The following is a 20,813-nucleotide window of genomic DNA, read 5'->3' as shown; positions in this document are numbered from 1 at the left end:
GCCGCAGCGACGCCCGCACGGACTTCGGAACTCCGACCGATGCCCCCGCATTAGCCATGGGCCGAAGGCCTATGCTATGGACCTCTCGCATTCATCGTAGCAGCCCCTGTGGAATTTGGCCCATGACGGTCGTGACCCGTTTCGCCCCCTCCCCGACCGGCTACCTGCATATCGGCGGGGCCCGGACGGCCCTGTACAACTGGCTCTATGCCCGCCACCACGGCGGCGTCTTCCGCCTGCGCATCGAGGACACCGACCGCGCCCGCTCCACCGAAGACGCGGTCCGGAAGATCATCGACGGGCTGGCCTGGTTCGGGCTGGACTGGGATGGCGAGATCGTGTCGCAGTTCGAGCGGCGGGAACGGCACGCCGCCGTGGCCCGGCAGCTGCTGGCCGAGGGCAAGGCCTATCACTGCTGGCTTTCGCCGGCGGAGCTGGAGGCGATGCGCGAGCGGGCCAGGGCCGAGGGCAAGCCGCTGCACACCTACACCAGCTACTGGCGCGACCGCGACCCGGCCGAGGCGCCGAAGGGCGTCGACCCCGTCATCCGGCTGAAGGCGCCTCGGACCGGCGAGACCACGGTCGAGGACAAGGTCCAGGGTCAGGTCACCGTGCGCAACGACCAGCTCGACGACATGGTGCTGCTGCGCGCCGACGGCACGCCGGTCTACATGCTGTCGGTGGTGGTCGACGACATCGACATGGGCATCACCCAGATCATCCGCGGCGACGACCACCTGACCAACACCTTCCGCCAGGTCCAGCTGTACAACGCGATCGGCGCCGCCCCGCCGGCCTTCGCCCATATCCCGCTGATCCACGGGCCGGACGGAGCCAAGCTGTCGAAGCGGCACGGCGCGCTCGGCATCGAGGCCTATCGCGACATGGGCTACCTGCCGGCGGCGCTGCGCAACTACCTGCTGCGGCTCGGCTGGGGCCATGGCGACGACGAGGTGATCCCGACCGAGAAGGCGATCGAGTGGTTCGACTTCGACGGCGTCGGCCGCTCGCCCTCGCGGCTGGACTTCGCCAAGCTGGAGAACCTGAACGGCATCTACATGCGCGAGACGCCGGATGCCGAGCTGGTGGAGCGGATCACGCCGAATCTCGAGACCGCGCTCGGCCGCTCGCTCGGCGATGCCGACCGCGCCATCCTGCTGCTCGGCATGAACGGCCTGAAGCAGCGGGCCAAGACGCTGGTCGAGCTGGCCGACAGCGCGCTGTTCTATCTTCGCTCCGGCCCGCTGCCGATGAACGAGGCGGCGCAGAAGATCCTGACCGGCGACGCCCGCGCTCTGCTCGGCCGGCTGCTGGCGGCGCTGTCCGGCCTCGCCGACTGGACCGAAACGGCGCTGGAGGCCGAGGTTAACCGCTTCGCCGAGGCCGAGGGGCTGAAGCTGGGCAAGGTCGCCCAGCCGCTGCGCGCCGCATTGACCGGATCGAACGTCTCCCCGGGCATCTTCGAGGTCGCCGCGATCCTCGGCCGCGACGAGACGCTGCGCCGGATCCACGATGCTGTCGGCGCCTCTGAGGAAGCACCAACAACAGGTTGATCTGGCTGCACAATTCGGAAGGAGCCTAAAAAACAGGCGATCGAAATCCGTCGTCGGGAGGACCCAAGTCGCGTTGATCTTGCTCCGCCGGCCGACTATCCTCGCGACCGACGGAGCGGATGATCTGCGTTTCCAGTACGAAGCCCCCGCTCAAGGACATCGTCATGCCCGATACGAAGACCCCCGTGGCGCAGAAGACCGTCACGCTGACCGACAACTCGACCGGGAAGTCGGTGGAGTTGCCCGTGATCGACGGGACCATGGGCCCGAGCGTCATCGACATCCGCAAGCTGTATGCGGAGACCGGGATGTTCACCTACGACCCAGGCTTCACCTCGACCGGCTCCTGCGACAGCCAGATCACCTTCATCGACGGCGACGAAGGCATCCTGCTGCACCGCGGCTACGCCATCGACGACCTGGCGGAGAAGAGCAACTTCCTCGAGGTCTGCTACCTCCTGCTCCATGGCGAGCTGCCGAATGCGGCCCAGGCGGCGGAGTTCGAGCACACCATCACCCGCCACACGATGGTGCATGAGCAGATCCACCACTTCTACCGCGGCTTCCGCCGCGACGCCCACCCGATGGCGGTGCTGTGCGGCGTCACCGGCGCGCTGTCGGCCTTCTATCACGACTCGACCGACATCCATGATCCGCGCCAGCGCGAGGTCGCGTCGCACCGGCTGATCGCCAAGCTGCCGACCCTGGCCGCGATGGCCTACAAGTACTCGATCGGCCAGCCCTTCATGTATCCGCGGAACGACCTCAGCTTCGCGGAGAACTTCCTGTACATGACCTTCGCCGTCCCGGCGGAAGAGTACAAGATCAACCCGGTCCTGGCCCGCGCCATGGACCGGATCCTGATCCTGCACGCCGATCACGAGCAGAACGCCTCGACCTCGACCGTCCGCCTCGCCGGCTCCAGCGGCGCCAACCCCTTCGCCTGCATCGCCGCCGGCATCGCCTCGCTGTGGGGTCCCGCCCATGGCGGCGCCAACGAGGCGGTGCTGAAGATGCTGGGCGAGATCGGCACCAAGGACCGCGTCGGCGAATACGTCAAGCGGGCCAAGGATAAGGACGATCCGTTCCGGCTGATGGGCTTCGGCCACCGCGTCTACAAGAACTACGACCCGCGCGCCAAGGTGATGCGCGCCACCTGCTATGAGGTGCTGGGCGAGCTCGGCATCAAGGACCCGCTGCTCGACCTCGCCATGGCGCTGGAGAAGATCGCGCTCGAGGACGAGTACTTCGTCGAGCGCAAGCTGTATCCGAATGTCGACTTCTACTCGGGCATCATCCTGAAGGCGATGGGCTTCCCGACCAGCATGTTCACCGTGCTGTTCGCGGTGGCGCGCACCGTCGGCTGGATCGCGCAGTGGACCGAGATGATCGGCGACCCGCACCAGAAGATCGGGCGGCCGCGCCAGCTCTTCACCGGGCACACGCCGCGCGATTTCGTTCCGCTGAGCGAGCGTGGCTAATCGAGGCACCCAGATCGACCGCACCGGCCCGCGCGCCACGGGGCGCCCGGGCCGGCCGGTCGGCATTTCGACCATGCCGCGGCCGGTGCCGCGGGCCGCGAACTCGAATCGGCCCCCGCTGCGTGCCGTGCTCCGCTCCGCCGCCGCCATCCTCATGGTTCTCGCCGGGGCGGCGCTGCTGACCTATCTGTTTTCCTGACCGGCGCCGGGCCTCCGTCGCCCCTGCCGGATCACGTCCAGGACCACCTGGGCCGCCCGGTCGCCGGGCACGGCGCCGTCCGGCAGCAGCATCATCTTCGCCACCTCGTCATAGGCCGCGCGCTGCGCCGCCGCCACCGCCGGATCGGTCAGCAGTCGGTCGACCGCGGCGGTCAGCTTCTCCGCCGTGCAGTTCTCCTGCAGCAGCTCCGGCACCGCCGGGTGGTCCAGCATGATGTTGACGAGGTTGGCGTATTTCGTCGTCAGCATGCGCCGGACGACGAAGGCCGAGACCGGATTGACGCGATAGGCGATCACGCTCGGCACCCGGGCCAGCCCCAGCTCCAGCGCCACCGTGCCAGAGGCGGCGAGCGCCGCATCGCTGGCGGCGAAAGCGTCGTATTTCTCGGCGTCACCCTCGATCACGATCGGGTCGCCGGGCCAGGACCCGACCGCCTCGCGCACCGCCGCCGCCACGGTGTCGACCGTGGGCACCGCAAGGCGCAGCCCGGGATGCCGGGAAGCCAGCGCCCGCACCGTCTCGCCGAAGACCGGCAGCAGCCGCTGGATCTCGCCGCGCCGGCTGCCGGGCAGAACGGTCAGCAGCTTGGCCTCCGGCGCGATGCGGTGCGTCTGGCGGAAGCGGGCGCCATCCCCCTGCCCCGCCGCTGTCTCGATGATCGGATGGCCGACATAGGTGGTGGCCAGCCCCTCACGCTCGAACCAGGGCGGCTCGAAGGGCAGCTGCACCATCAAATGGTCGACCAGCTTCGCCAGCTTGCGCGCCCGGCCCGGCCGCCAGGCCCAGACCTTGGGCGCGACGAAATGCACGATCGGGAAGGTCCGGTCCGCCAGCCGCGCCGCCACCCGGGCGTTGAAGGCGAGGCCGTCGATCGACACCATCGCATCCGGCTTCGCGGCCAGCGCCGCCTCGGCGGTGCGGCGGATCCGGTCGAACAGCCGCGGCAGCTGCGGCACCAGCTCGACCGCGCCCATCACCGCGATGTCGGCCAGCGGGAACAGGCTCTCCAGCCCTTCCGCCGCCATCCGGGCGCCGCCGACGCCGCTGAAGCGCACGCCGTCGCCGCAGCGCCGCTTCAGCGCCGTCATCAGGCTGGCGCCCATCAGGTCGCCCGAGGGCTCGGTCGCCACCAGGAAGATGTGAGGCGCCATCACTCGCCCTCCGCCAGGCAGAGCACGAAAAGGCCATGCCGGTCGGCCGCCTGCCGCACCGCCTCGACGTCGATGATCATGGCGCCGCCGGCCTCGACCACGATGCCTCTGAGGCCTGCGGCGGCGGCGAGCTCGACCGTGGTGACGCCGATCGTCGGCGGATCCAGCCGGACATCCTGCTGCGGCTTCTTGGCCTTGACCAGAACGCCGCCCGGGCCGGGGCGGGCCAGCGGGCCGCAGCGGCGCAGCATCGCGTCGGTGCCCTCCGCCGCTTCGACCGCCAGGACGTAGCCATGCTGCACCACCGCGCCCTGGCCGATGTCGAGCCGGCCGATCTCACGCGCGATCTCCCGCGCCTTGGCGATATCGGCCTGCGCCATCTCGTCCGGCGCCGCCCTGGTCAGCAGGCCGGGCTTGGCCAGGAAGTCGTCGATCACCTCGTGCAGGGCGACGAGGTGGAATCCCTCATCCTGCAGCACCCGGCGCAGCGCGGTCAGCAGCGCATCGTCGCCGAGCGAGGAGAAGCCGATGCGGCTGAGGATCCGAACCGCCTTGAAGTCCGGCATCAGCTCGAACAGGCTCGGCCGGCGGATGTTGCCGACCGGGCACAGGGTCATGGCGCCCCGGCGCTTCAGCTCGTCGATCCAGCGGCCGGCGGCGCCCAGCCGGGTCCAGAAATGCGGAATCCCATCGCCCTCGACCAGGGCCGGGTCGGTCATGCCGCGATAGGCGACGACGACGAAATCCCGCCCGGCCTGGCGGCACGCCTCGACCAGCCGCCCGGGCAGCGGGCCCGCGGCGGCAAGAATGCCGAGCTTATCCGGCATGCCGTCGGCGGGCGGGTTGCATCACGTTGCGGCCGGCATCGGCGTCGATGAAGGCCAGGATGCGCTGCACCACCTCGTTGTCGCCGAACTTCTCGCGCGTGGCCTCGACGCGCTCGGCGAACTGGGCGTCGCCGTCGAACAGCGTGCGGTAGGCGGCCAGCAGCGACTGGATCTGCGGCTTGGTGAAGCCGCGGCGCTTCAGCCCGACCAGGTTCAGCCCGTTCAGCGTCGCGGTTTCGCCGATCGCCAGGCCGAAGGGGATGATGTCGTTGCGCACCGGCGTCATGCCGCCGATGAAGCAATGCGCGCCGAGGCGGATATGCTGGTGGATGGCGCTGTTGCCGCCGATGATGACGTGGTCCTCGATCGTCACATGGCCAGCCAGGACGGCGTTGTTGGCCATGATGATGTTGCTGCCGAGGATGCAGTCGTGCGCGACATGCGTGTTCACCATGAACATGCAGTTGTCGCCGACCACGGTCTTCATCTTGTCGCCGCGCGTGCCCGGATTCATGGTCACGTGCTCGCGGATGACGTTGTTGGCGCCGATGATCAGTTGCGACTTTTCGCCGGCGAATTTCAGGTCCTGCGGCGGCAGGCCGAGCGAGACGAAGGGGAAGATCCTGGTCTTCGGGCCGATGCTGGTGCGGCCGGCGACGACGACATGCGAGATCAGCTCGACCTCGTCGCCGAGTTCGACCTCGGGGCCGACTGTGCAGAACGGACCGATCCTGACGCCGTCCCCGAGCTTCGCCGCGGGGTCGACCAGGGCCATCGGGTGAATGATAGCAGAACTCATAGATCGTCCATGATCATGGCGGCGAATTCGGCCTCCGCCACCAGCGTGCCGTCGACCTTCACCTCGCCGGAGAACTTCCAGACGTTGCGGCGCTGCTGCAGCTTGCGGACATGGACCCGCAGGCTGTCGCCCGGCGTCACCGGACGGCGGAAGCGGGCGCTGTCGACGGTCATGAAATAGACCAGCTTGCCCTTGGCCTCCTCGCCCAGCGTCGCCACCACCAGCACGGCCGCGGTCTGCGCCATGGATTCGACGATCATCACGCCCGGCATGACCGGGTAGCGGGGAAAGTGGCCCTGGAAGAAACCTTCGTTGATGGTGACGTTCTTGATCCCGGTGCAACTCTCGTCCGGCACCACATCGACCACGCGATCCACCAGGATCATCGGATAGCGGTGCGGGATCATCTCCATGATCTTGAGGATGTCCAGCTGCGACACGTTGTTCTTGTCGCTGGCGGCTCCGTCCATCTCAGTCGCCCTTCCCTTCGGCTAGACGCGCTAGCATGACCTGCTGCCGGAAAAACTGCCGTTTCGGAATCGCGGGCGAACCCACCACCTCCGCGCCGGGGTCGACGTCGCGCATCACCCCCGCATTCGCGGCGATCCTTGCCCCCGCACCGATGGTGAGATGGCCCGCGACACCAGCCTTGGCTGCCAGAACGGCGAAATCGCCCAACTTGGTGCTCCCCGCCACGCCTGCCTGCGCGACGATGACGGCGCCTCGTCCGACCTGCACGTTGTGCCCGATCTGGACCAGATTATCAATCATCGCTCCCCGGCCGATCACCGTGTCCGGGCCGGCACCGCGGTCGATGGTGGAGTTGGCGCCGATCTCGACATCATCCTCGATGATGACCCGGCCGAGCTGCGGCAGGCGGACATGGCCCTCGGCATCCATGGCGAAGCCGAAGCCGTCCTGGCCGATGCGGGCGCCGGGATAGATCGTGACCCGCGCGCCGACCAGGCAATGGCTCAGCGACGCCCCCGCCCCGACGACGCTGCGCTCGCCCAGCACCACGCCCTCGCCGATCACGGCGTTCGGGCCGATCCGGCAGCCCGCGCCGATCTCGGCCCCCGCCTCGATCACGGCCCCGGGAGCGATCTCCACCCCCTCGCCGACCACCGCGGTCGCGTCGACGACGGCGGAGGCGGCGATGCCGGGCCGTGCCGCCGGCGCCGGGAAGAAGGCCTGGGCGATCAGCGCATAGCCCTTGTAGGGCTTCGGCGTCAGCAGCAGCGCCATGTCGGCCGGCGCCCGGTCGGCCAGGGCCGGCGCAACCACGCAGGCCCCCGCCCCGCTGGCGGCGAAGGCGTCGACATATTTGCGGTTGTCGAGGAAGCTGATGTCGTCGGGACCGGCCGTGTCGAGCGGCGCGACGCTGGCGATCGGCCGGTCCGGGTCAGCCCCGGGCGCCAGGGTCGCGCCGGCGATCTCGGCCAGGCGGCCGAGCGGGAACGGACCGGCGCTGCGAAAGAATCGCGGATCGGGCATGGGCGCTCTCTCTGTTCACGGCTGGCGGATGGCGGCCATACGCCCGTCCACCAGCCGGGGTCGCGCCCCGGGCGTGAACTCGAGGCGCTGATCAACGAAAGCGGCGCCGGCTCTCACCGGCGCCGCGGATGCCGCGCGATCACGGAAGCGGACCGGCGCCGCAGCAATCAGAAGCGTGTGCCGAAGCTGATGTGGAGCTGCTCCTGCTTGTCGTAGTCCCGCTTGGCGAAGGGATAGGCATAGTCGAGGCGGATCGGGCCGAAGGGCGAGGCCCAGGAGATGCCGACGCCGGCCGAGGCGCGCAGCGCCGCGTCGTCGACAACGCCAGAGCCGGTGTCATCCGTCCCCCACAGCGTGCCGACATCGGTGAAGGCATGGCCCTGCAGGGCGAACTCGCTGGGCAGGCCGAGCGGGAAGCTGAGCTCGACCGAGCCGAGGGCGAAGTTGTTGCCGCCCAACGCGTCCTTGTCCTCGGAGTCGAGGTCGCGGGGGCCGAGACCGCCGGTCCGGAAGCCGCGGAAGGAATTGCCGCCCAGGAAGAAGCGGTCGTTGATCCGGACATCCTCGCCGAGGCCGATGATGTTGCCGACCTGGCCGCCGACGTTCAGCACCATGGACTCGGTGACCGGATAGTACCAGTCGGCGCTGAGCTGGGTCTTGAAGTAATGCACGTCGCCGCCGAGGCCCGCGACTTCGTTCGACAGGGTGATCCGGTAGCCGTCGGTCGGGTTGATGCGGCTGTCCAGCCGGTCGTAGGTCAGCGTCTGCTGCACCGCGGAGGACAGCGTGTTGCCCTCCTGCTCCTTGATGAAGCGCGAGGCGTCGTCGTCGACGTCCGAGATCTGGCGGTAGTTCATGCGGTAGCGCAGGGTCTGCCGCAGGTTCTCGGACAGCGGATAGCCCATGCGCAGCGCGAAACCGGTATTGGTCTCGTCGTAGGAGCTGAAGCTCTGGTTGTCGCGGGTGGTGCGGAACAGGTCGAAGCCCGCCGCCAGGTTCCGCCCGAGGAAATACGGCTCGGTGAAGCTCAGATCGATTTCCGAGCTGATGCCGCTGAGCGAGGTCGACAGCCGCAGGTCTTGGCCGCGACCGAGCAGGTTGCGCTCGCGGACCGTGACGTTGCCGAGCGGACCGTCGCTGGTCGAGTAGCCGACACCGAGCTGCAGTTCGCCGGTCGACTGCTCGGTCACCGCGGTCTGGATCACCGTCTGGTCCGGGGCCGATCCCGGGGTCGGCTTGATGTCGACCCTGCCGAAGAAGCCGAGGTTGCGGATGTTGGTCTCGGACTTCTTCAGCCGCGAGGCGTTGAACGGGTCGCCTTCGGCCAGCTCGAACTCGCGGCGGATCACCTCATCGGCGGTGCGGACGTTGCCGCTGATGTCGATCCGCTCGACGAAGACGCGCGGGCCTTCGGAGATCTCGTAGGTGATCGCGATCAGCTGTTCGTCGCGGTTGCGCTGCACCCGCGGCTGAATGTCGACGAAGGCGTATTGCCGGTCGCCCAGATAGGTGGTCAGGGCCTGGATCGAATCCTCGACCGCCTTGCTGGAGTACCAGTCCCCCTCATGGCTGACGATGACGGTCTGCAGCTCCTCCGGCGTCACGCCCGGCAGGGCGCTGTTGACGTCGATCTTGCCGAACTTGTAGCGCTCGCCCTCATCGACCGTGAAGGTGATGAAGAAGCCCTCGCCGTCCGGCGCCAGCTCCGACACCGCGGAGACCACACGGAAATCCGCATAGCCGCGGTTGAGGTAGAAGCGGCGCAGCATCTCCTGGTCGACGGCGAGGCGATCCGGATCATAGGTGTCGTTGGTGGCCAGGATGTTCCACCACTCGGTCTCCTTGGTCAGGATCTCGTCGCGCAGCTCGCTGTTGGAGAAGGCGCGGTTGCCGACGAAGTTGATCCGCTCGATCCTGGCGAGGTCGCCCTCCCGGATCTCGAACACCAGGTTCACGCGGTTCTGGTCGAGCTGGATGATCTTCGGTTCGACCGCGACCGCGAAGCGGCCGCTGCGGCGATAGAGCTGCTGGATGCGGTCGGCGTCGCTCTGCGCCTTGGTGCGGGTGTACACCTGCCGCGGGCGCTCCTCGATCTCCGAGGTCAGCCGCGCGTCGTCGAAGCGGTCGTTCCCTTCGAACGCGATCTCGTTGATGATCGGGTTCTCTTCGACCGTCACCACCAGGCTCGATCCCTCGCGCCGGATCTGGACGTTGGAGAACAGGCCGGTGGCGAACAGGCTCTTGACGGATTCGTCCACGCCCTGGTCGCTGTACGGGTCGCCCGGCTTGATCGCCATGTAGGAGATCACCGTGGCCGGCTCGATCCGCTGCGACCCTTCGACCTTGACGTCGGCGACGGTCCCGCCGCGGGTCTGCGCCGGCGCGGCCATCGGCGCCGTTCCAAGAGCAACAGCCGCCACGGCCGCGAGCCAGAGTCGGGAGGTCACGGTCGACATCGGTTTCTGCTTTCCCCTCAAACTCACACCCAGCCCTCCCGTCCCCGAGCGAGCGGGTGCGAGAGGTTTGACGAACGACCGCCGCCCCCACCACCAGCGGCAGCGGATCGCGGCGAGTCTCCCCCGCCACGATCCGGTAACACGGCCCGGCTCAGGACACCAAGCCTTTGAAAAAGGCCACAACCTTGAGTTGGACCAGGTCGTTCCAGGTCGCGAAGAGCATCAGGGTTAATACCAAAGCAAGCCCAAGGCGGAAACCGTATTCTTGGGCTCGTGCACCGAGCGGACGGCCGCGGATCGCCTCGATCGCGCAAAACAGCAGATGGCCGCCGTCGAGCATCGGGATCGGCACCAGGTTGATCAGGCCGAGATTGATCGACAGGATGGCCATGAACCAGAGCAGCGCCACCACGCCGACCTGATAGACCTCGCCCGACATCTGGGCGATCCGGATCGGGCCGCCGAGATCCTCGGTGCCGCGCTGGCCGGCGACCATCTCGCCGAGCGCCGAGGCGGTCATCGACACGATCGCCCAGCTCTCGCTGACCGACATCCGCGCCGCCTCGGCGATGCCGTAGGGACCGGTGTCGGCGGCGATGCCGAGCCGCCAGATCGTCGCGGTGCCGCCGTCGGTGGTCGGCACCGTCTCCTGCCGCGGCGTCAGGTCGAAGCTCAACGCCTCGCCGTCGCGCTCGACGCCGAGCGTGACGGCCTTGCCGTTGCCGTTGCGGATGGCGACGCCGAGTTCGGCGAAGCGGTCGACCGCGTTGCCGTCGACGCTGGTGATCCGGTCCCCCGACCGGATCCCGGCCTCGGCCGCGGCGCCGCCCGCCGACACCTCGCCCACCACCGCCGGCGGGAAGGGATGGCCGCCGACCAGGAACAGGAAGAACAGCGCGACGATCGAGAACAGGAAATTCGCGATCGGCCCGGCGGCGGCGATGGCGGCGCGCTGGCCGACCGGCTTGTGGTGGAACGACACCGACCGCTGCTCATCGGTCATGCCGTCCAGGGCCGCGGTCGCCGGGCTCGACGCCGCGTCGGCGTCGCCGAACATCTTCACATAGCCGCCGAGCGGGACGACGCTGAACTTCCAGCGGGTACCGTGCCGGTCGTTGAAGCCGAACAGCTCCGGCCCGAAGCCGATCGAGAAGGTCTCGACCCGCACGCCGTTGCGGCGGGCGACCCAGTAGTGGCCGAACTCGTGCACGAAGACGAGGACGGTCAGCACGACCAGGAACGGGATCAGATAGGTGAACAGCGTCATGCGTACCTCTTGCCGAGGGGCTATGTAGGCCCGCTCGCCCGCAAATCAAAGCGCAGCGGCGTGCCGTCGCGCCTCGGCGTCGATGGCGAACACCTCGTCCAGAGTCGCCACAGCTTGTGCCGGAATCATGGCAAGGGTGCGCTCGACGATCCGCTCGATGTCGAGAAAGCCGATCCGCCCGGCCAGGAACGCCGCCACCGCCACCTCGTTGGCGGCGTTCAGCACGGTCGCGGCTGAGCCACCTTGCCGCAGGCATTCCCGGGTCAGCCGCAGCGCCGGGAACCGCTCCGGATCCGGCGCCTGGAAGTCGAGCCGGGCGATCTGGGTCAGGTCGAGCGCGGCGCAGGGCGTCGCCATCCGCTCCGGCCAGGACAGCGTATAGGCGATCGGCACCCGCATGTCGGGCACGCCGAGCTGGGCCAGCACCGAGCCGTCGGCATAGTCGACCAGGCTGTGGATCACCGATTGCGGGTGGACCACGATCTCGATCCGATCCTCCGGCATGGCGAAGAGATGCGAGGCCTCGATCAGCTCCAGCCCCTTGTTCATCAGGGTGGCGCTGTCGACCGAGATCTTGGCGCCCATGCTCCAGTTCGGATGGGCCACCGCCTGGGCCGGCGTCGCCGCCGCCATCCGCTCGCGGCTCCATTCCCGGAACGGCCCGCCCGAGGCGGTCAGGATCAGCCGCCGCACCTGGGCGCCGGGCTGGAACACCTGGAAGATGGCGTTGTGCTCGCTGTCCACCGGCAGCAGCGTGGCGCCGTGCCGCCGCACCTCGGCCATCATCAGCTCGCCGGCGCAGACCAGGCACTCCTTGTTGGCGAAAGCGACGACGGCGCCGCGCCGGATCGCGGTCAGGATCGGCTTGAGGCCGGCGGCGCCGACGATCGCGCCCATCACCCATTCGGCCGGCCGGGCGGCGGCGGCCACCACCGCCTCGGCGCCGCCCGCCGCCTCGACGCCGCTGCCGGACAGCGCCGCCTTCAGCGCCGGATAGGCCGCCTCGTCCGCCACCGCGGCATAGCGCGCGCCGAGCTGCCGGGCGATCGCCGCCAGCCGCTCGGCATCCCGGTTGGCGGTCACCGCCTCGACGGTGAAGCGCTCCGGCGAACGGCCGATCAGGTCGACGGTGCTGGCGCCGACCGAGCCGGTGGCGCCGAGGATGGTGACGGAGCGGGGATTATCCGGGGACGGTGCCGATATCATCTGAAGGATGCATCCAAGAGAACGGTGAAGACGGCGAAGACCGGCGCCGCGGCCAGCAGGCCGTCGATCCGGTCGAGCACGCCGCCATGGCCGGGAATGAGGTTGCCGCTGTCCTTGACGCCGTAATGCCGCTTGACCGCGGACTCGGCAAGGTCGCCGGCCTGGGCCACCACGGCCAGCAGGGCGGCGCCGGGACCGGCGAGCAGGGCGGCGCCGGCGCGGTGCAGCACGGCGATCGCGGCGCCGCCGGCCAGGGCGGCCAGGCCCGCTCCGCCGACCAGCCCGGCCCAGGTCTTCTTCGGGCTCAGCCGCGGCGCCAGCTTCGGCCCGCCGATCCAGCGGCCGAAGACGTAGCCGCCGATATCCGTGGCCCAGACCACCAGCAGCAACCAGATCACCGGCTGCCAGCCGTCCTGGCGCAGATGCAGGAGGGCGACCACGGTCAGGCCGAGATAGGGCAGCCCCAGCGCCGGCATCCGGCCGGGCGTCCCGAGGCGCAGGTTGACGGCGATGTCGAGTGCCACCGTCGCCACGGCCAGCACCACGAGACCGGCGACCGAGCCGGCCCAGGCCGTGGCGATGGCCACCGCGAGGATGCCGAAGCCGGCGCCGGCACGGACCCAGCCGGGCGGCGGCCGGCGCAGCACCAGCCGCAGCCACTCGTCGACGCCCAGCACGGCCAGCAGAGTGACGATAAGCGCGAACTCCCAGCCGCCGATGACGACGACGGCCAGGATCAGCGGTCCGAGAACGAGGCTGGAGAGGATCCGCAGCGCGAGGTTGCTGCGCTTACTGGGCACCGACGGCGCCATAGCGACGTTCCCGACGCCGGAACTCGGCGAGGGCGGCCTCGAGGTCGGTATGGCCGAAATCCGGCCACAGCGTGTCGATGAAGACCAGCTCGGCATAGGCCGCCTGCCACAGCAGGAAGTTGCTGATCCGCTGCTCGCCGCTGGTGCGGATGATCAGGTCGGGGTCGGGCAGGTCGGCGGTGAACAGCCGGCTGGCGAACAGGTGCTCATCGACCGCCTCCGGCGCCAGCGTGCCGGCCGCCACTTCACGCGCCACCCGCCGCGCCGCCTCGGTGATCTCCTGCCGCGCGCCGTAGCTGAGGGCGACGGTGAGGTTGAGCCGGGTGTTGCCGCGGGTCAGCGCCTCGCTCTCGGCCAGCAGATCGACGATGTCGGGCGCCAGCCGGTCGCGGTCGCCGATGAAACGCAGCCGCACCCCCTTCTCGTGCAGGGTCCTGAGCTCCCCGCGCAGGAAGAAGCGCAGCAGCTTCATCAGCTCGCCGACCTCGAGGATCGGCCGGCGCCAGTTCTCGGTCGAGAAGCCGAACAGCGTCAGATAGCCGACGCCGAGCTCGATCGCCGCGTCGATCGTGCGCTGCACGGCGTCGATGCCCTTGCGATGGCCGACCGTGCGCGGCAGGCCGCGGCCGGTCGCCCAACGCCCGTTGCCGTCCATGATGATCGCGACATGGAGCGCGGGCTGGTCCTCGGCCTTGGGGGCGAAACGGTGCATCCCGCTGCTCAGACGTGGAGGATCTCTTTTTCCTTTTGCGCCGCCAACTCGTCGATCTCGCGGATATGACGATCGGTCAGGGCCTGGATCTTGTCGGCCAGGCGCTTGTGCTCGTCCTCGGAGATCTCATGGTCCTTCTCGGCGCGCTTCAGCGCGTCCATGCCGTCGCGGCGGACGTTGCGCACCGCGACGCGGGCGGCCTCGGCGTATTTGCCGGCGACCTTGGTCAGCTCGCGCCGGCGCTCCTCGCTCAGCTCCGGCAGCGGCACGCGCACGGTCTGGCCCTCGGTCTGCGGGTTGAGGCCGAGTCCGGAATCGCGGATCGCCTTCTCCACCGCCTTGACCGCGCTGCGGTCCCAGACCGAGACGGTCAGCAGCCGCGGCTCCGGCACGCCGATGGTACCGACCTGGTTCAGCGGCATCTGGGCGCCGTAAACATCGACCGTGATCGGCTCGAGCAGGCTGATGCTGGCGCGGCCGGTGCGGAGACCGGCAAGATCCTTGCGCAGAGACTCCAGAGCGCCCGCCATGCGGCGGTCGATGTCGTCGAGATCGGCTTTGGCCACGCTCAGCCCTCCTCGGTCACGATGGTGTAGCGTCCCTGCCCTGCGACCACCTCAGCGAACGCACCATGTTCGTTGATGGAGAAGACCAGGATCGGGATCTTGTTTTCACGGGCCAGCGAGATCGCCGCATGATCCATGACGCGGAGATCTTTCGCCAGCACATCCATGTAGGTCAAGCGATCGAAACGCTTGGCGCCGTCCACCCGAAGGGGGTCGGCGTCGTACACGCCGTCGACCTGCTTGCCCATAAGAAGGGCGTCGCAGCCCATCTCCGAGGCGCGCAGGGCGGCTCCGGTGTCGGTGGTGAAGAACGGGTTGCCGGTGCCGGCGACGAAGATGACGACGCGGCCCTTCTCCATGTGCCGGATCGCCCGGCGCCGGATATAGGGCTCGCACACCGTCTGCATCGGGATGGCCGAGACCACGCGGGTGTGCAGGCCCTTGTGCTCGCAGGCGCTCTGCAGCGCCAGGCCGTTCATCACCGTGGCCAGCATGCCCATGTAGTCGGCGGTCGCCCGCTCGATGCCGGAGGCGGCGCCGCTCATGCCGCGGAAGATGTTGCCGCCGCCGACCACCATGCAGATCTCGACGCCGAGGGCGTGGACCTGGGCGACGTCATCGGCGATGCGGTCCACCATCTTCGGGTCGATGCCGTAATCCTGGTCGCCCATCAGGGCTTCGCCGGAAATCTTCAACAGCACCCGTCGATACTGGGCCGCCTTCGCCATGTCGCTTCACTCCCTCAGCGCCGCGGATCTGGTTGCGGGGTCAGCGGCCCAGCGTGGCCGCCACTTCCGCCGCGAAATCGCCCTGCTCCTTCTCGATGCCCTCGCCGAGAACGAAGCGGACGAAGCCGGTCACGGCGACCGGGGCGCCGACATCCTTGGCGGCATCCTCGATCACCTTGCGGACCTTGCTCTCGCCGTCCAGCACCCAGACCTGCTCGTGCAGCACCACTTCCTCGTAGTACTTGCGCAGCCGGCCCTCGACCATCTTCTCGATGATCGCCTCGGGCTTGCCGCTGGCGCGGGCCTGCTCGACCAGGACGGCGCGCTCGCGGTCGAGGGCGGACGGGTCGACATCGGCGATGTGCAGCGCGTCCGGCCGGGCCGCCGCGACATGCATCGCGACCTGCTTGCCGAAGGCCTCGAGCCTGGCCTTGTCGCCGGCCGACTCCAGGGCCACCAGCACGCCGATCTTGCCCAGGCCCGGGGCGACGGGCCCGTGGATATAGGCGGCGACGACGCCGTCCGACACCGACAGCGCGGCGCTGCGGCGCAGGCTGATGTTCTCGCCGATCGTGGCGACCAGCTGGGTCACCTCCTCGGCAACGGTGCGGCCGGTGCCGGGGTACTGGCTGGCGGCCAGGGCTTCGACATTGCCGTCCGCCTTCAGGGCGAGGCCGGCCAGGGTCGAGACGAGGCCCTGGAACTTGTCGTTGCGCGACACGAAGTCGGTCTCGGAATTGACCTCGACCAGCGCGCCCTTGGTGCCCTCGACGGCGGCGCCGACCAGGCCCTCGGCGGCGACGCGGCCGGCCTTCTTGGCCGCAGCCGCGAGGCCCTTCTTGCGCAGCCAGTCGACCGCGCCCTCGAGGTCGCCCCCGCTCTCGCCGAGGGCCTTCTTGCAGTCCATCATGCCGGCGCCGGTCTTCTCACGAAGCTCCTTCACCAGCGCTGCCGTGATCTCCGCCATATCGTCCTCGCAATCCGTTCGTTCGGCGCCGCGCCCCCATGGTCGCAGGCGCCCTCATCGAAAGAAAGGGGCGGCTTTCGGGCCGCCCCTGGTTCGCTCTCGGCTCAGGCGGCCGGCTGTTCCGCCTCGCCGGCCTCGCCCGCCGGCGGCGGCAGGGCCTCCTCGGCCGGCGCCTCCTCCATCGCGCCGACATCGGCGCCGCTCGCGGTCATCTCGGCCTGGATGCCGGCGATGACGGCGCCGGAGAACAGCTCGCAATAGAGCTCGATCGCGCGCAGCGCATCGTCGTTGCCCGGCACCGGGAAGGTGATGCCGTCGGGGCTGGAGTTGCTGTCCAGCACGGCCGCGACCGGGATGCCGAGCTTGGCGGCTTCCTGGACCGCGATCCCTTCCTTGTTGGTGTCGATGATCACCAGGATATCGGGCAGGCCGCCCATGTCGCGGATGCCGCCCAGCGCCTTCTCGAGCTTGTCGCGCTCGCGGGTCAGGGTCAGCTGCTCCTTCTTGGTCAGGCCGACCGCGCCCTGGGCGAGCTGCTCATCCATCTCCTTCAGGCGGCGGATCGACTGCGACACCGTCTTCCAGTTGGTCAGCATGCCGCCGAGCCAGCGATGGTTGACGTAGTACTGGCCGCAGCGCTTGGCGGCGTCGGCGATCTTATCCTGCGCCTGGCGCTTGGTGCCGACGAACAGGACGCGGCCGCCATTGGCGACGACGTCGCGAACCGCCTCGAGCGCCCGGTGCAGGAGCGGCACGGTCTGCTCGAGATCGATGATGTGCACGCCGTTGCGCACGCCGAAGATGTACGGCGCCATCTTCGGGTTCCAGCGGCGGGTGTGGTGGCCGAAATGCGCGCCGGCTTCGAGGAGCTGGCGCATGGTGAAGGTCGGCGTAGCCATGGTCGGAAGGTCCTTTTTCCGGTTGTTCCGCCGCGGGCCTTGCCCCCGCCGCACCGCGGATTGCGGAGACGGCGAAAGGCACCGGAGCGACCGAACCACTGCCGTGGCCGGCCGCGATGCCCGCGTGTGGGATTGACGACGGCGCGGTTGATACGCCCTGCGCCCGGGAAATGCAAGCCGGGCGATCGACCGCGCGCGGAGTGATACGGCGCCTGCCGGGCCGAACCCGGCCGGCGCAGCTCAGGCGCTGCGGCGGTCCGGCCAGACGAAGCGCGAACGGTAGCGCTGCGCCCGGCGGGCACGGAGCTCCGCCAGATCGTCGACCGGCGCGGCTTTGGCCTGGGTCTGCGCCGAAGCGGGCGCGGCCGCGGCCGGCTCGGACCAGCAAGCGGTGAGCCTGCCGCTCTCGGGGTCGCGGGTCCAGCGCAGCCGGATCGGCTCCTCGTCCCGGATCGGGTCGTGGCGCAGGTCGCGATTGCGGAACCGCGGCTGGGCGGCCAGCGCCTCGGCCCGCGGCGAGATCACGCCGCCCAGCGCCAGGCGCAGGCGGCGATCGAAGCAGGAGAGAAAAGCGAGGTTCATCGTTCGCTCCCTTCCGCACGCGGCGGACCGGGGCGAACGGCGTTCCGACCCTAGGTCCGGCTCACGCCATCCACCCGGCTGCCGCCGAGTGTGATCCAGTGATGTTCGGGCGACGTCGCTGCAGCCGGAATGGCCTTGGCGACGCCACGACTAGGGTGGTCGTCCATCTGTCTCTCGTTGTGAGATTGGCGCCGGGCGGGCCTGGGCTCATCCGGCGTCGCAGGCCATGTATGCCCGCAACCCGACCGAGTCAAGACGAAAGCGAAAACGGCGGAAAACCCGGGCCGGATCGATCCCGGATCCGGCCGAGCCCCTCGGTCTCCGGCATCCCGACAGCCGGAGTCGCCGCCTGAGGCGATCCGGCGCGGGTGCCGGAGTCCGTTCCATGGACCAATGGAACGAACCTCCGGGCCTGCTCCATTGTTTCTTCTGCATGGTCCGTGCGAACCGCAACGGACCGGCCGATCGGGCGCGACGTCCGGTCACCCGCAGACTTGGCCAGGAGGTCGCCCAATGCGCATCCTCTTCCCGTTCGTGGCCACGCTCGCCCTCGCCGCCGGCAGCGTGGCCGCCCATGGTCCGGCGGCGTGGATCCAGAACGGTCAGTACCGAAGCCTCTCCGGCTCGCACGAACAGTGCTGCGGTCCGCACGACTGCTTCGCCTATGCGTCCCGCGATGTCGAGGTCCGGCCAGACGGATACATGATCCGGCCGCTCGGCATGCTGATCCCGACCGATCAGGCCCAGTTCAGCGAAGACCAGAACTACTGGATCTGCCGCAAGCCGGACGGTTCGATGCGCTGCTTCTTCATCCCGAACGTCGGCGCCTGACGCCGGGCCCGCGATCGCACGGCGGGCCCTGGCGAGGAGACGTGCCATGACCGTGTCCTCTTCCTGCCGCCGCATGGCCGCCGCGGGCGTGGCGGCGCCGTTCCTTCTCATCGCCGCGGCCGGGGCGCAGGCGGCGCTGCCGCCCTATTGGCAGCGGCTGCGGGAGATCCAGGCGATCCTGGACAGCAACGAGCTGGCCCAGAAGCTGCGCGACACGCCGATCGACCGGATCGAGCGCCCGGGCGAGGATCTCTACCGGATCCAGGCCGGCCCCTGCACGCTCGACATCCGCATCGTCGACGACCCCGCCGGCAGCACCCGGCCGGCGGTGCCGGGACCGCGCCGCTTCCACATCGAAGCCGGCGAGGCCACCTGCCGCTGATCGCACGGAACCGGTACGGCGGCGGCCGCGTTGGCCGGGTGTGCAAACGGAGGTGCCCGGCCCATGCACGCCTATTCCGTGCGGATCAACCCCGCCCGCCGCCAGGACCCGCTGTGGCGCGCAGTGGACCCGGAGAACGGGGCGGATTTCCTGAAGGACATGCTCGTCTTCGCGGAGGACGAGGAGGATGCCCTCCGCTATCTCGACCGGACGTTCCTGGCCACCGGCTTCTCCCCCGACAAGCCGCCCCTGCGCGAAACCGGGACGCCCTGGCACGCGCCCGAGCTGGTCCACATCGAGGCCGCGCCGGAATTCGACCCGATCGCCCGGACCGCCGGCCGCAGCCACGTGGCCCGGCGCGAGGGCCTGCTGAGCAATCCGAACCGCAATCCGCTATAGGGGGCCGCCGCCGATGCGAGGAGGCGCAGCCGGGGATCGCCCTCCATACGCGACGGGGTTCGCGACGCTCGGGCGCGAACTGACGGGCGAGGTGTTGAGGGTCGATGCGGGTGTGCCTGCCTGGCTGACGGGGAGCCTGATCCGCACCGGGCCGGCGCGCTTCGAGGTCGGCAGCCGATCCTATGAACACTGGTTCGACGGGCTCGCGATGCTCCATCGTTTTGCCTTCGCCGATGGTCGGGTCACCTATTCCAATCGATACCTGCGCTCCAAAGCCTATTGCGAAGCCATGGCGGGGGGACGCATCACCCGGTCCGAGTTCATGACCGACCCCTGCCGGACATTGTTCGGCCGCGTCATGAGCCTGTTCAGGACGGAGCTCACCGACAACGCCAATGTCAACGTCGCGATGCTCGACGGCGAGATCGTGGCCTTGACAGAGACGCCGCTCCCGGTCCGCTTCGATCCCGAGACGCTCGAGACATTGGGCGTGCCTGATTACGGCCCGTCGGTCGGCGGCCAGCTTTCCACCGCCCATCCGCACTATGACGGCCGGCGCGGCTTCTCCTATGTCGTCATGTTCGGGCGTCGCAGCACCTATCGCCTGTTCGTCGACGAGGGAGGCCGGCGGAAGGTGCTCGCGGAGTTGCCGGCCGAGAGACCCGCCTACATGCATTCCTTCGGCATGTCGCAGCGATATCTCGTGCTTGCCGAGTTCCCGTTCCGGGTCAATCCGCTGCGCCTCAAATTCTCCGGCCAGCCCTTCATCCGCAACTACCGCTGGGAGCCCGAGGCGGGTCTGCGCTTCACGGTGATCGAGAAGGCCAGCGGCGCGGTCGCAGCGCGGGCGAAGGGAGCGCCCTGTTTCGCCTTCCACCATGTCAATGCGCACGAGGTGGATGGCGCCGTCATGGTCGATCTGGCGGCCTTCCCCGATCCCGACATCATCGAGCGTCTGCGGCTCGCCCGCCTGCGCTCCGGCGAGCCGATCGAGGCCTTGGCCAGGCTCAGACGCTACCGGGTGCCGCTGGGGAACGGCGCGGCCGGGGAAGCCCGCGCCTCTGACGAGCCCCTGAGCGACGCCCCGATCGAGCTGCCGCGGATCGACTATGCGCGCCGCGCCGGCCAGCCGCTGCGCTGTGTCTGGGGCGTTGGCCTGACCAGGCCCGGCGATTTCATCGACAACATCACCAAGATCGAGCTTTCCACGGAGCCGGGCGTGTCCGGCAGGCATGTCACCTGGCACCAACCGGGTTGCTATCCGGGGGAGCCGGTGTTCGTTCCCCGACCCGGCGGAGTCAAGGAGGATGACGGCGTCCTGCTCTCGGTGGTGTTCGACTCCTCGACGGAGTGCTCATTTCTGCTCGTGCTCGACGCGGCAACGCTTGCTGAGCGCGCCAGGGCCTTCGTGCCGCACGCCATACCGTTCGGCTTTCACGGCAACCACTTTCCCGGCGTTTAGGGTGGAAGACCCGCGGTCT

22 protein-coding genes are annotated in these 20,813 nt (G+C 69.2%); 7 read left to right on the top strand and 15 right to left on the bottom strand.

The features are described 5' to 3' along the window. The first annotated feature begins 122 nt into the window (after nucleotides 1–122). The 3 genes from gltX (at nucleotide 123) to G537_RS0134325 (ending at nucleotide 3,233) form a co-directional block, all read left to right on the top strand. Nucleotides 123–1,553 carry a glutamate--tRNA ligase gene (gene gltX / locus G537_RS0134335; RefSeq protein ID WP_026873889.1) on the top strand — a complete coding sequence of 477 codons (1,431 nt, stop codon included), beginning with the start codon at nucleotides 123–125 and terminating at the stop codon, nucleotides 1,551–1,553. Nucleotides 1,554–1,717: 164 nt separating this feature from the next. Beyond that, a complete protein-coding gene (locus G537_RS0134330; protein ID WP_026873888.1) occupies nucleotides 1,718–3,034 on the top strand; it encodes a citrate synthase in 1,317 nt (438 codons plus the stop codon). After that, the gene (locus tag G537_RS0134325) at nucleotides 3,027–3,233 is read left to right on the top strand and encodes a hypothetical protein (protein WP_026873887.1); all 207 of its coding nucleotides are present in this window, start codon (nucleotides 3,027–3,029) and stop codon (nucleotides 3,231–3,233) included. Before G537_RS0134330 ends, G537_RS0134325 begins: the two co-directional genes overlap by 8 nt. Here the strand turns inward: G537_RS0134325 and lpxB are convergent. The 15 genes from lpxB to G537_RS0134250 form a co-directional block, all read right to left on the bottom strand. After that, a complete protein-coding gene (gene lpxB / locus G537_RS0134320) occupies nucleotides 3,218–4,405 on the bottom strand; it encodes a lipid-A-disaccharide synthase (RefSeq protein ID WP_026873886.1) in 1,188 nt (395 codons plus the stop codon). The genes G537_RS0134325 and lpxB overlap by 16 nt on opposite strands. Then, complete coding sequence (locus G537_RS0134315; protein ID WP_026873885.1) at nucleotides 4,405–5,232, bottom strand: LpxI family protein; 828 nt, start codon at nucleotides 5,230–5,232, stop codon at nucleotides 4,405–4,407. The genes lpxB and G537_RS0134315 overlap by 1 nt, the downstream gene beginning before the upstream one ends. After that, nucleotides 5,222–6,031: an acyl-ACP--UDP-N-acetylglucosamine O-acyltransferase gene (gene lpxA, locus G537_RS0134310; RefSeq protein ID WP_026873884.1), complete on the bottom strand. Its 810-nt coding sequence runs from the start codon at nucleotides 6,029–6,031 to the stop codon at nucleotides 5,222–5,224. The genes G537_RS0134315 and lpxA overlap by 11 nt, the downstream gene beginning before the upstream one ends. Further along, a complete protein-coding gene (gene fabZ, locus G537_RS0134305; protein WP_026873883.1) occupies nucleotides 6,028–6,501 on the bottom strand; it encodes a 3-hydroxyacyl-ACP dehydratase FabZ in 474 nt (157 codons plus the stop codon). Before fabZ ends, lpxA begins: the two co-directional genes overlap by 4 nt. A gap of 1 nt (nucleotide 6,502) precedes the next feature. Further along, nucleotides 6,503–7,525 carry a UDP-3-O-(3-hydroxymyristoyl)glucosamine N-acyltransferase gene (gene lpxD / locus G537_RS0134300; RefSeq protein WP_026873882.1) on the bottom strand — a complete coding sequence of 341 codons (1,023 nt, stop codon included), beginning with the start codon at nucleotides 7,523–7,525 and terminating at the stop codon, nucleotides 6,503–6,505. A gap of 167 nt (nucleotides 7,526–7,692) precedes the next feature. Further along, nucleotides 7,693–9,981 carry an outer membrane protein assembly factor BamA gene (gene bamA, locus G537_RS0134295; RefSeq protein WP_034853999.1) on the bottom strand — a complete coding sequence of 763 codons (2,289 nt, stop codon included), beginning with the start codon at nucleotides 9,979–9,981 and terminating at the stop codon, nucleotides 7,693–7,695. A 151-nt stretch (nucleotides 9,982–10,132) separates the two neighbouring features. Further along, nucleotides 10,133–11,248 (bottom strand): RIP metalloprotease RseP, encoded by a 1,116-nt coding sequence (rseP, locus tag G537_RS0134290; protein ID WP_026873880.1) that lies wholly within the window; start codon nucleotides 11,246–11,248, stop codon nucleotides 10,133–10,135. A gap of 45 nt (nucleotides 11,249–11,293) precedes the next feature. Then, nucleotides 11,294–12,454, bottom strand: coding sequence for a 1-deoxy-D-xylulose-5-phosphate reductoisomerase (locus tag G537_RS0134285; protein WP_026873879.1), 1,161 nt, complete (start codon nucleotides 12,452–12,454; stop codon nucleotides 11,294–11,296). Then, nucleotides 12,451–13,254 (bottom strand): phosphatidate cytidylyltransferase, encoded by an 804-nt coding sequence (locus G537_RS0134280; RefSeq protein ID WP_245579202.1) that lies wholly within the window; start codon nucleotides 13,252–13,254, stop codon nucleotides 12,451–12,453. Before G537_RS0134280 ends, G537_RS0134285 begins: the two co-directional genes overlap by 4 nt. Further along, on the bottom strand, nucleotides 13,244–13,978 hold the full coding sequence (locus G537_RS0134275; protein ID WP_026873877.1) for an isoprenyl transferase: 735 nt from the start codon (nucleotides 13,976–13,978) through the stop codon (nucleotides 13,244–13,246). The genes G537_RS0134280 and G537_RS0134275 overlap by 11 nt, the downstream gene beginning before the upstream one ends. 8 nt (nucleotides 13,979–13,986) lie before the next feature. Further along, the gene (gene frr / locus G537_RS0134270; protein ID WP_211230622.1) at nucleotides 13,987–14,508 is read right to left on the bottom strand and encodes a ribosome recycling factor; all 522 of its coding nucleotides are present in this window, start codon (nucleotides 14,506–14,508) and stop codon (nucleotides 13,987–13,989) included. A 38-nt stretch (nucleotides 14,509–14,546) separates the two neighbouring features. Further along, nucleotides 14,547–15,272, bottom strand: a complete 726-nt coding sequence (gene pyrH, locus G537_RS0134265) for a UMP kinase (RefSeq protein WP_026873875.1) — start codon at nucleotides 15,270–15,272, stop codon at nucleotides 14,547–14,549. Between the two features lie 40 nt (nucleotides 15,273–15,312). Beyond that, nucleotides 15,313–16,239: a translation elongation factor Ts gene (tsf, locus tag G537_RS0134260; RefSeq protein ID WP_026873874.1), complete on the bottom strand. Its 927-nt coding sequence runs from the start codon at nucleotides 16,237–16,239 to the stop codon at nucleotides 15,313–15,315. A 104-nt stretch (nucleotides 16,240–16,343) separates the two neighbouring features. After that, nucleotides 16,344–17,138, bottom strand: a complete 795-nt coding sequence (gene rpsB / locus G537_RS0134255) for a 30S ribosomal protein S2 (RefSeq protein WP_026873873.1) — start codon at nucleotides 17,136–17,138, stop codon at nucleotides 16,344–16,346. Between the two features lie 240 nt (nucleotides 17,139–17,378). Continuing rightward, nucleotides 17,379–17,720: a hypothetical protein gene (locus tag G537_RS0134250; protein WP_026873872.1), complete on the bottom strand. Its 342-nt coding sequence runs from the start codon at nucleotides 17,718–17,720 to the stop codon at nucleotides 17,379–17,381. 513 nt (nucleotides 17,721–18,233) lie between these two features. On the opposite strand from G537_RS0134250, the gene G537_RS41520 reads away from it, so the two are divergent. The 4 genes from G537_RS41520 (at nucleotide 18,234) to G537_RS0134230 (ending at nucleotide 20,794) form a co-directional block, all read left to right on the top strand. Further along, nucleotides 18,234–18,551: a hypothetical protein gene (locus tag G537_RS41520; protein ID WP_051249486.1), complete on the top strand. Its 318-nt coding sequence runs from the start codon at nucleotides 18,234–18,236 to the stop codon at nucleotides 18,549–18,551. A 46-nt stretch (nucleotides 18,552–18,597) separates the two neighbouring features. Then, the gene (locus G537_RS0134240; RefSeq protein WP_051249485.1) at nucleotides 18,598–18,933 is read left to right on the top strand and encodes a hypothetical protein; all 336 of its coding nucleotides are present in this window, start codon (nucleotides 18,598–18,600) and stop codon (nucleotides 18,931–18,933) included. 63 nt (nucleotides 18,934–18,996) lie between these two features. Continuing rightward, nucleotides 18,997–19,332, top strand: coding sequence for a hypothetical protein (locus tag G537_RS0134235; RefSeq protein ID WP_026873870.1), 336 nt, complete (start codon nucleotides 18,997–18,999; stop codon nucleotides 19,330–19,332). 13 nt (nucleotides 19,333–19,345) lie between these two features. Then, nucleotides 19,346–20,794 (top strand): carotenoid oxygenase family protein, encoded by a 1,449-nt coding sequence (locus tag G537_RS0134230; RefSeq protein ID WP_026873869.1) that lies wholly within the window; start codon nucleotides 19,346–19,348, stop codon nucleotides 20,792–20,794. The last annotated feature ends 19 nt before the right edge of the window (nucleotides 20,795–20,813 follow it).

It is taken from the genome of Inquilinus limosus DSM 16000, from assembly GCF_000423185.1.
GTDB lineage: Bacteria > Pseudomonadota > Alphaproteobacteria > DSM-16000 > Inquilinaceae > Inquilinus > Inquilinus limosus.
This window is presented reverse-complemented; position numbering and strand designations above follow the sequence as displayed.

What these genes read in the sequence shown, in the direction of transcription:
- G537_RS0134240 (WP_051249485.1), top strand. Translation starts at nt 18,598, where the DNA reads ATGACCGTGTCCTCTTCCTGCCGCCGCATGGCCGCCGCGGGCGTGGCG.
- G537_RS0134250 (WP_026873872.1), bottom strand. Translation starts at nt 17,720, where the DNA reads ATGAACCTCGCTTTTCTCTCCTGCTTCGATCGCCGCCTGCGCCTGGCG.
- G537_RS0134275 (WP_026873877.1), bottom strand. Translation starts at nt 13,978, where the DNA reads ATGCACCGTTTCGCCCCCAAGGCCGAGGACCAGCCCGCGCTCCATGTC.
- lpxD (WP_026873882.1), bottom strand. Translation starts at nt 7,525, where the DNA reads ATGCCCGATCCGCGATTCTTTCGCAGCGCCGGTCCGTTCCCGCTCGGC.
- G537_RS0134330 (WP_026873888.1), top strand. Translation starts at nt 1,718, where the DNA reads ATGCCCGATACGAAGACCCCCGTGGCGCAGAAGACCGTCACGCTGACC.
- G537_RS0134230 (WP_026873869.1), top strand. Translation starts at nt 19,346, where the DNA reads ATGCGAGGAGGCGCAGCCGGGGATCGCCCTCCATACGCGACGGGGTTC.
- G537_RS0134235 (WP_026873870.1), top strand. Translation starts at nt 18,997, where the DNA reads ATGCACGCCTATTCCGTGCGGATCAACCCCGCCCGCCGCCAGGACCCG.
- fabZ (WP_026873883.1), bottom strand. Translation starts at nt 6,501, where the DNA reads ATGGACGGAGCCGCCAGCGACAAGAACAACGTGTCGCAGCTGGACATC.
- lpxA (WP_026873884.1), bottom strand. Translation starts at nt 6,031, where the DNA reads ATGAGTTCTGCTATCATTCACCCGATGGCCCTGGTCGACCCCGCGGCG.
- frr (WP_211230622.1), bottom strand. Translation starts at nt 14,508, where the DNA reads ATGGCGGGCGCTCTGGAGTCTCTGCGCAAGGATCTTGCCGGTCTCCGC.
- pyrH (WP_026873875.1), bottom strand. Translation starts at nt 15,272, where the DNA reads ATGGCGAAGGCGGCCCAGTATCGACGGGTGCTGTTGAAGATTTCCGGC.
- lpxB (WP_026873886.1), bottom strand. Translation starts at nt 4,405, where the DNA reads ATGGCGCCTCACATCTTCCTGGTGGCGACCGAGCCCTCGGGCGACCTG.
- G537_RS41520 (WP_051249486.1), top strand. Translation starts at nt 18,234, where the DNA reads ATGCGCATCCTCTTCCCGTTCGTGGCCACGCTCGCCCTCGCCGCCGGC.
- rseP (WP_026873880.1), bottom strand. Translation starts at nt 11,248, where the DNA reads ATGACGCTGTTCACCTATCTGATCCCGTTCCTGGTCGTGCTGACCGTC.
- tsf (WP_026873874.1), bottom strand. Translation starts at nt 16,239, where the DNA reads ATGGCGGAGATCACGGCAGCGCTGGTGAAGGAGCTTCGTGAGAAGACC.
- G537_RS0134285 (WP_026873879.1), bottom strand. Translation starts at nt 12,454, where the DNA reads ATGATATCGGCACCGTCCCCGGATAATCCCCGCTCCGTCACCATCCTC.
- rpsB (WP_026873873.1), bottom strand. Translation starts at nt 17,138, where the DNA reads ATGGCTACGCCGACCTTCACCATGCGCCAGCTCCTCGAAGCCGGCGCG.
- gltX (WP_026873889.1), top strand. Translation starts at nt 123, where the DNA reads ATGACGGTCGTGACCCGTTTCGCCCCCTCCCCGACCGGCTACCTGCAT.
- bamA (WP_034853999.1), bottom strand. Translation starts at nt 9,981, where the DNA reads ATGTCGACCGTGACCTCCCGACTCTGGCTCGCGGCCGTGGCGGCTGTT.
- G537_RS0134315 (WP_026873885.1), bottom strand. Translation starts at nt 5,232, where the DNA reads ATGCCGGATAAGCTCGGCATTCTTGCCGCCGCGGGCCCGCTGCCCGGG.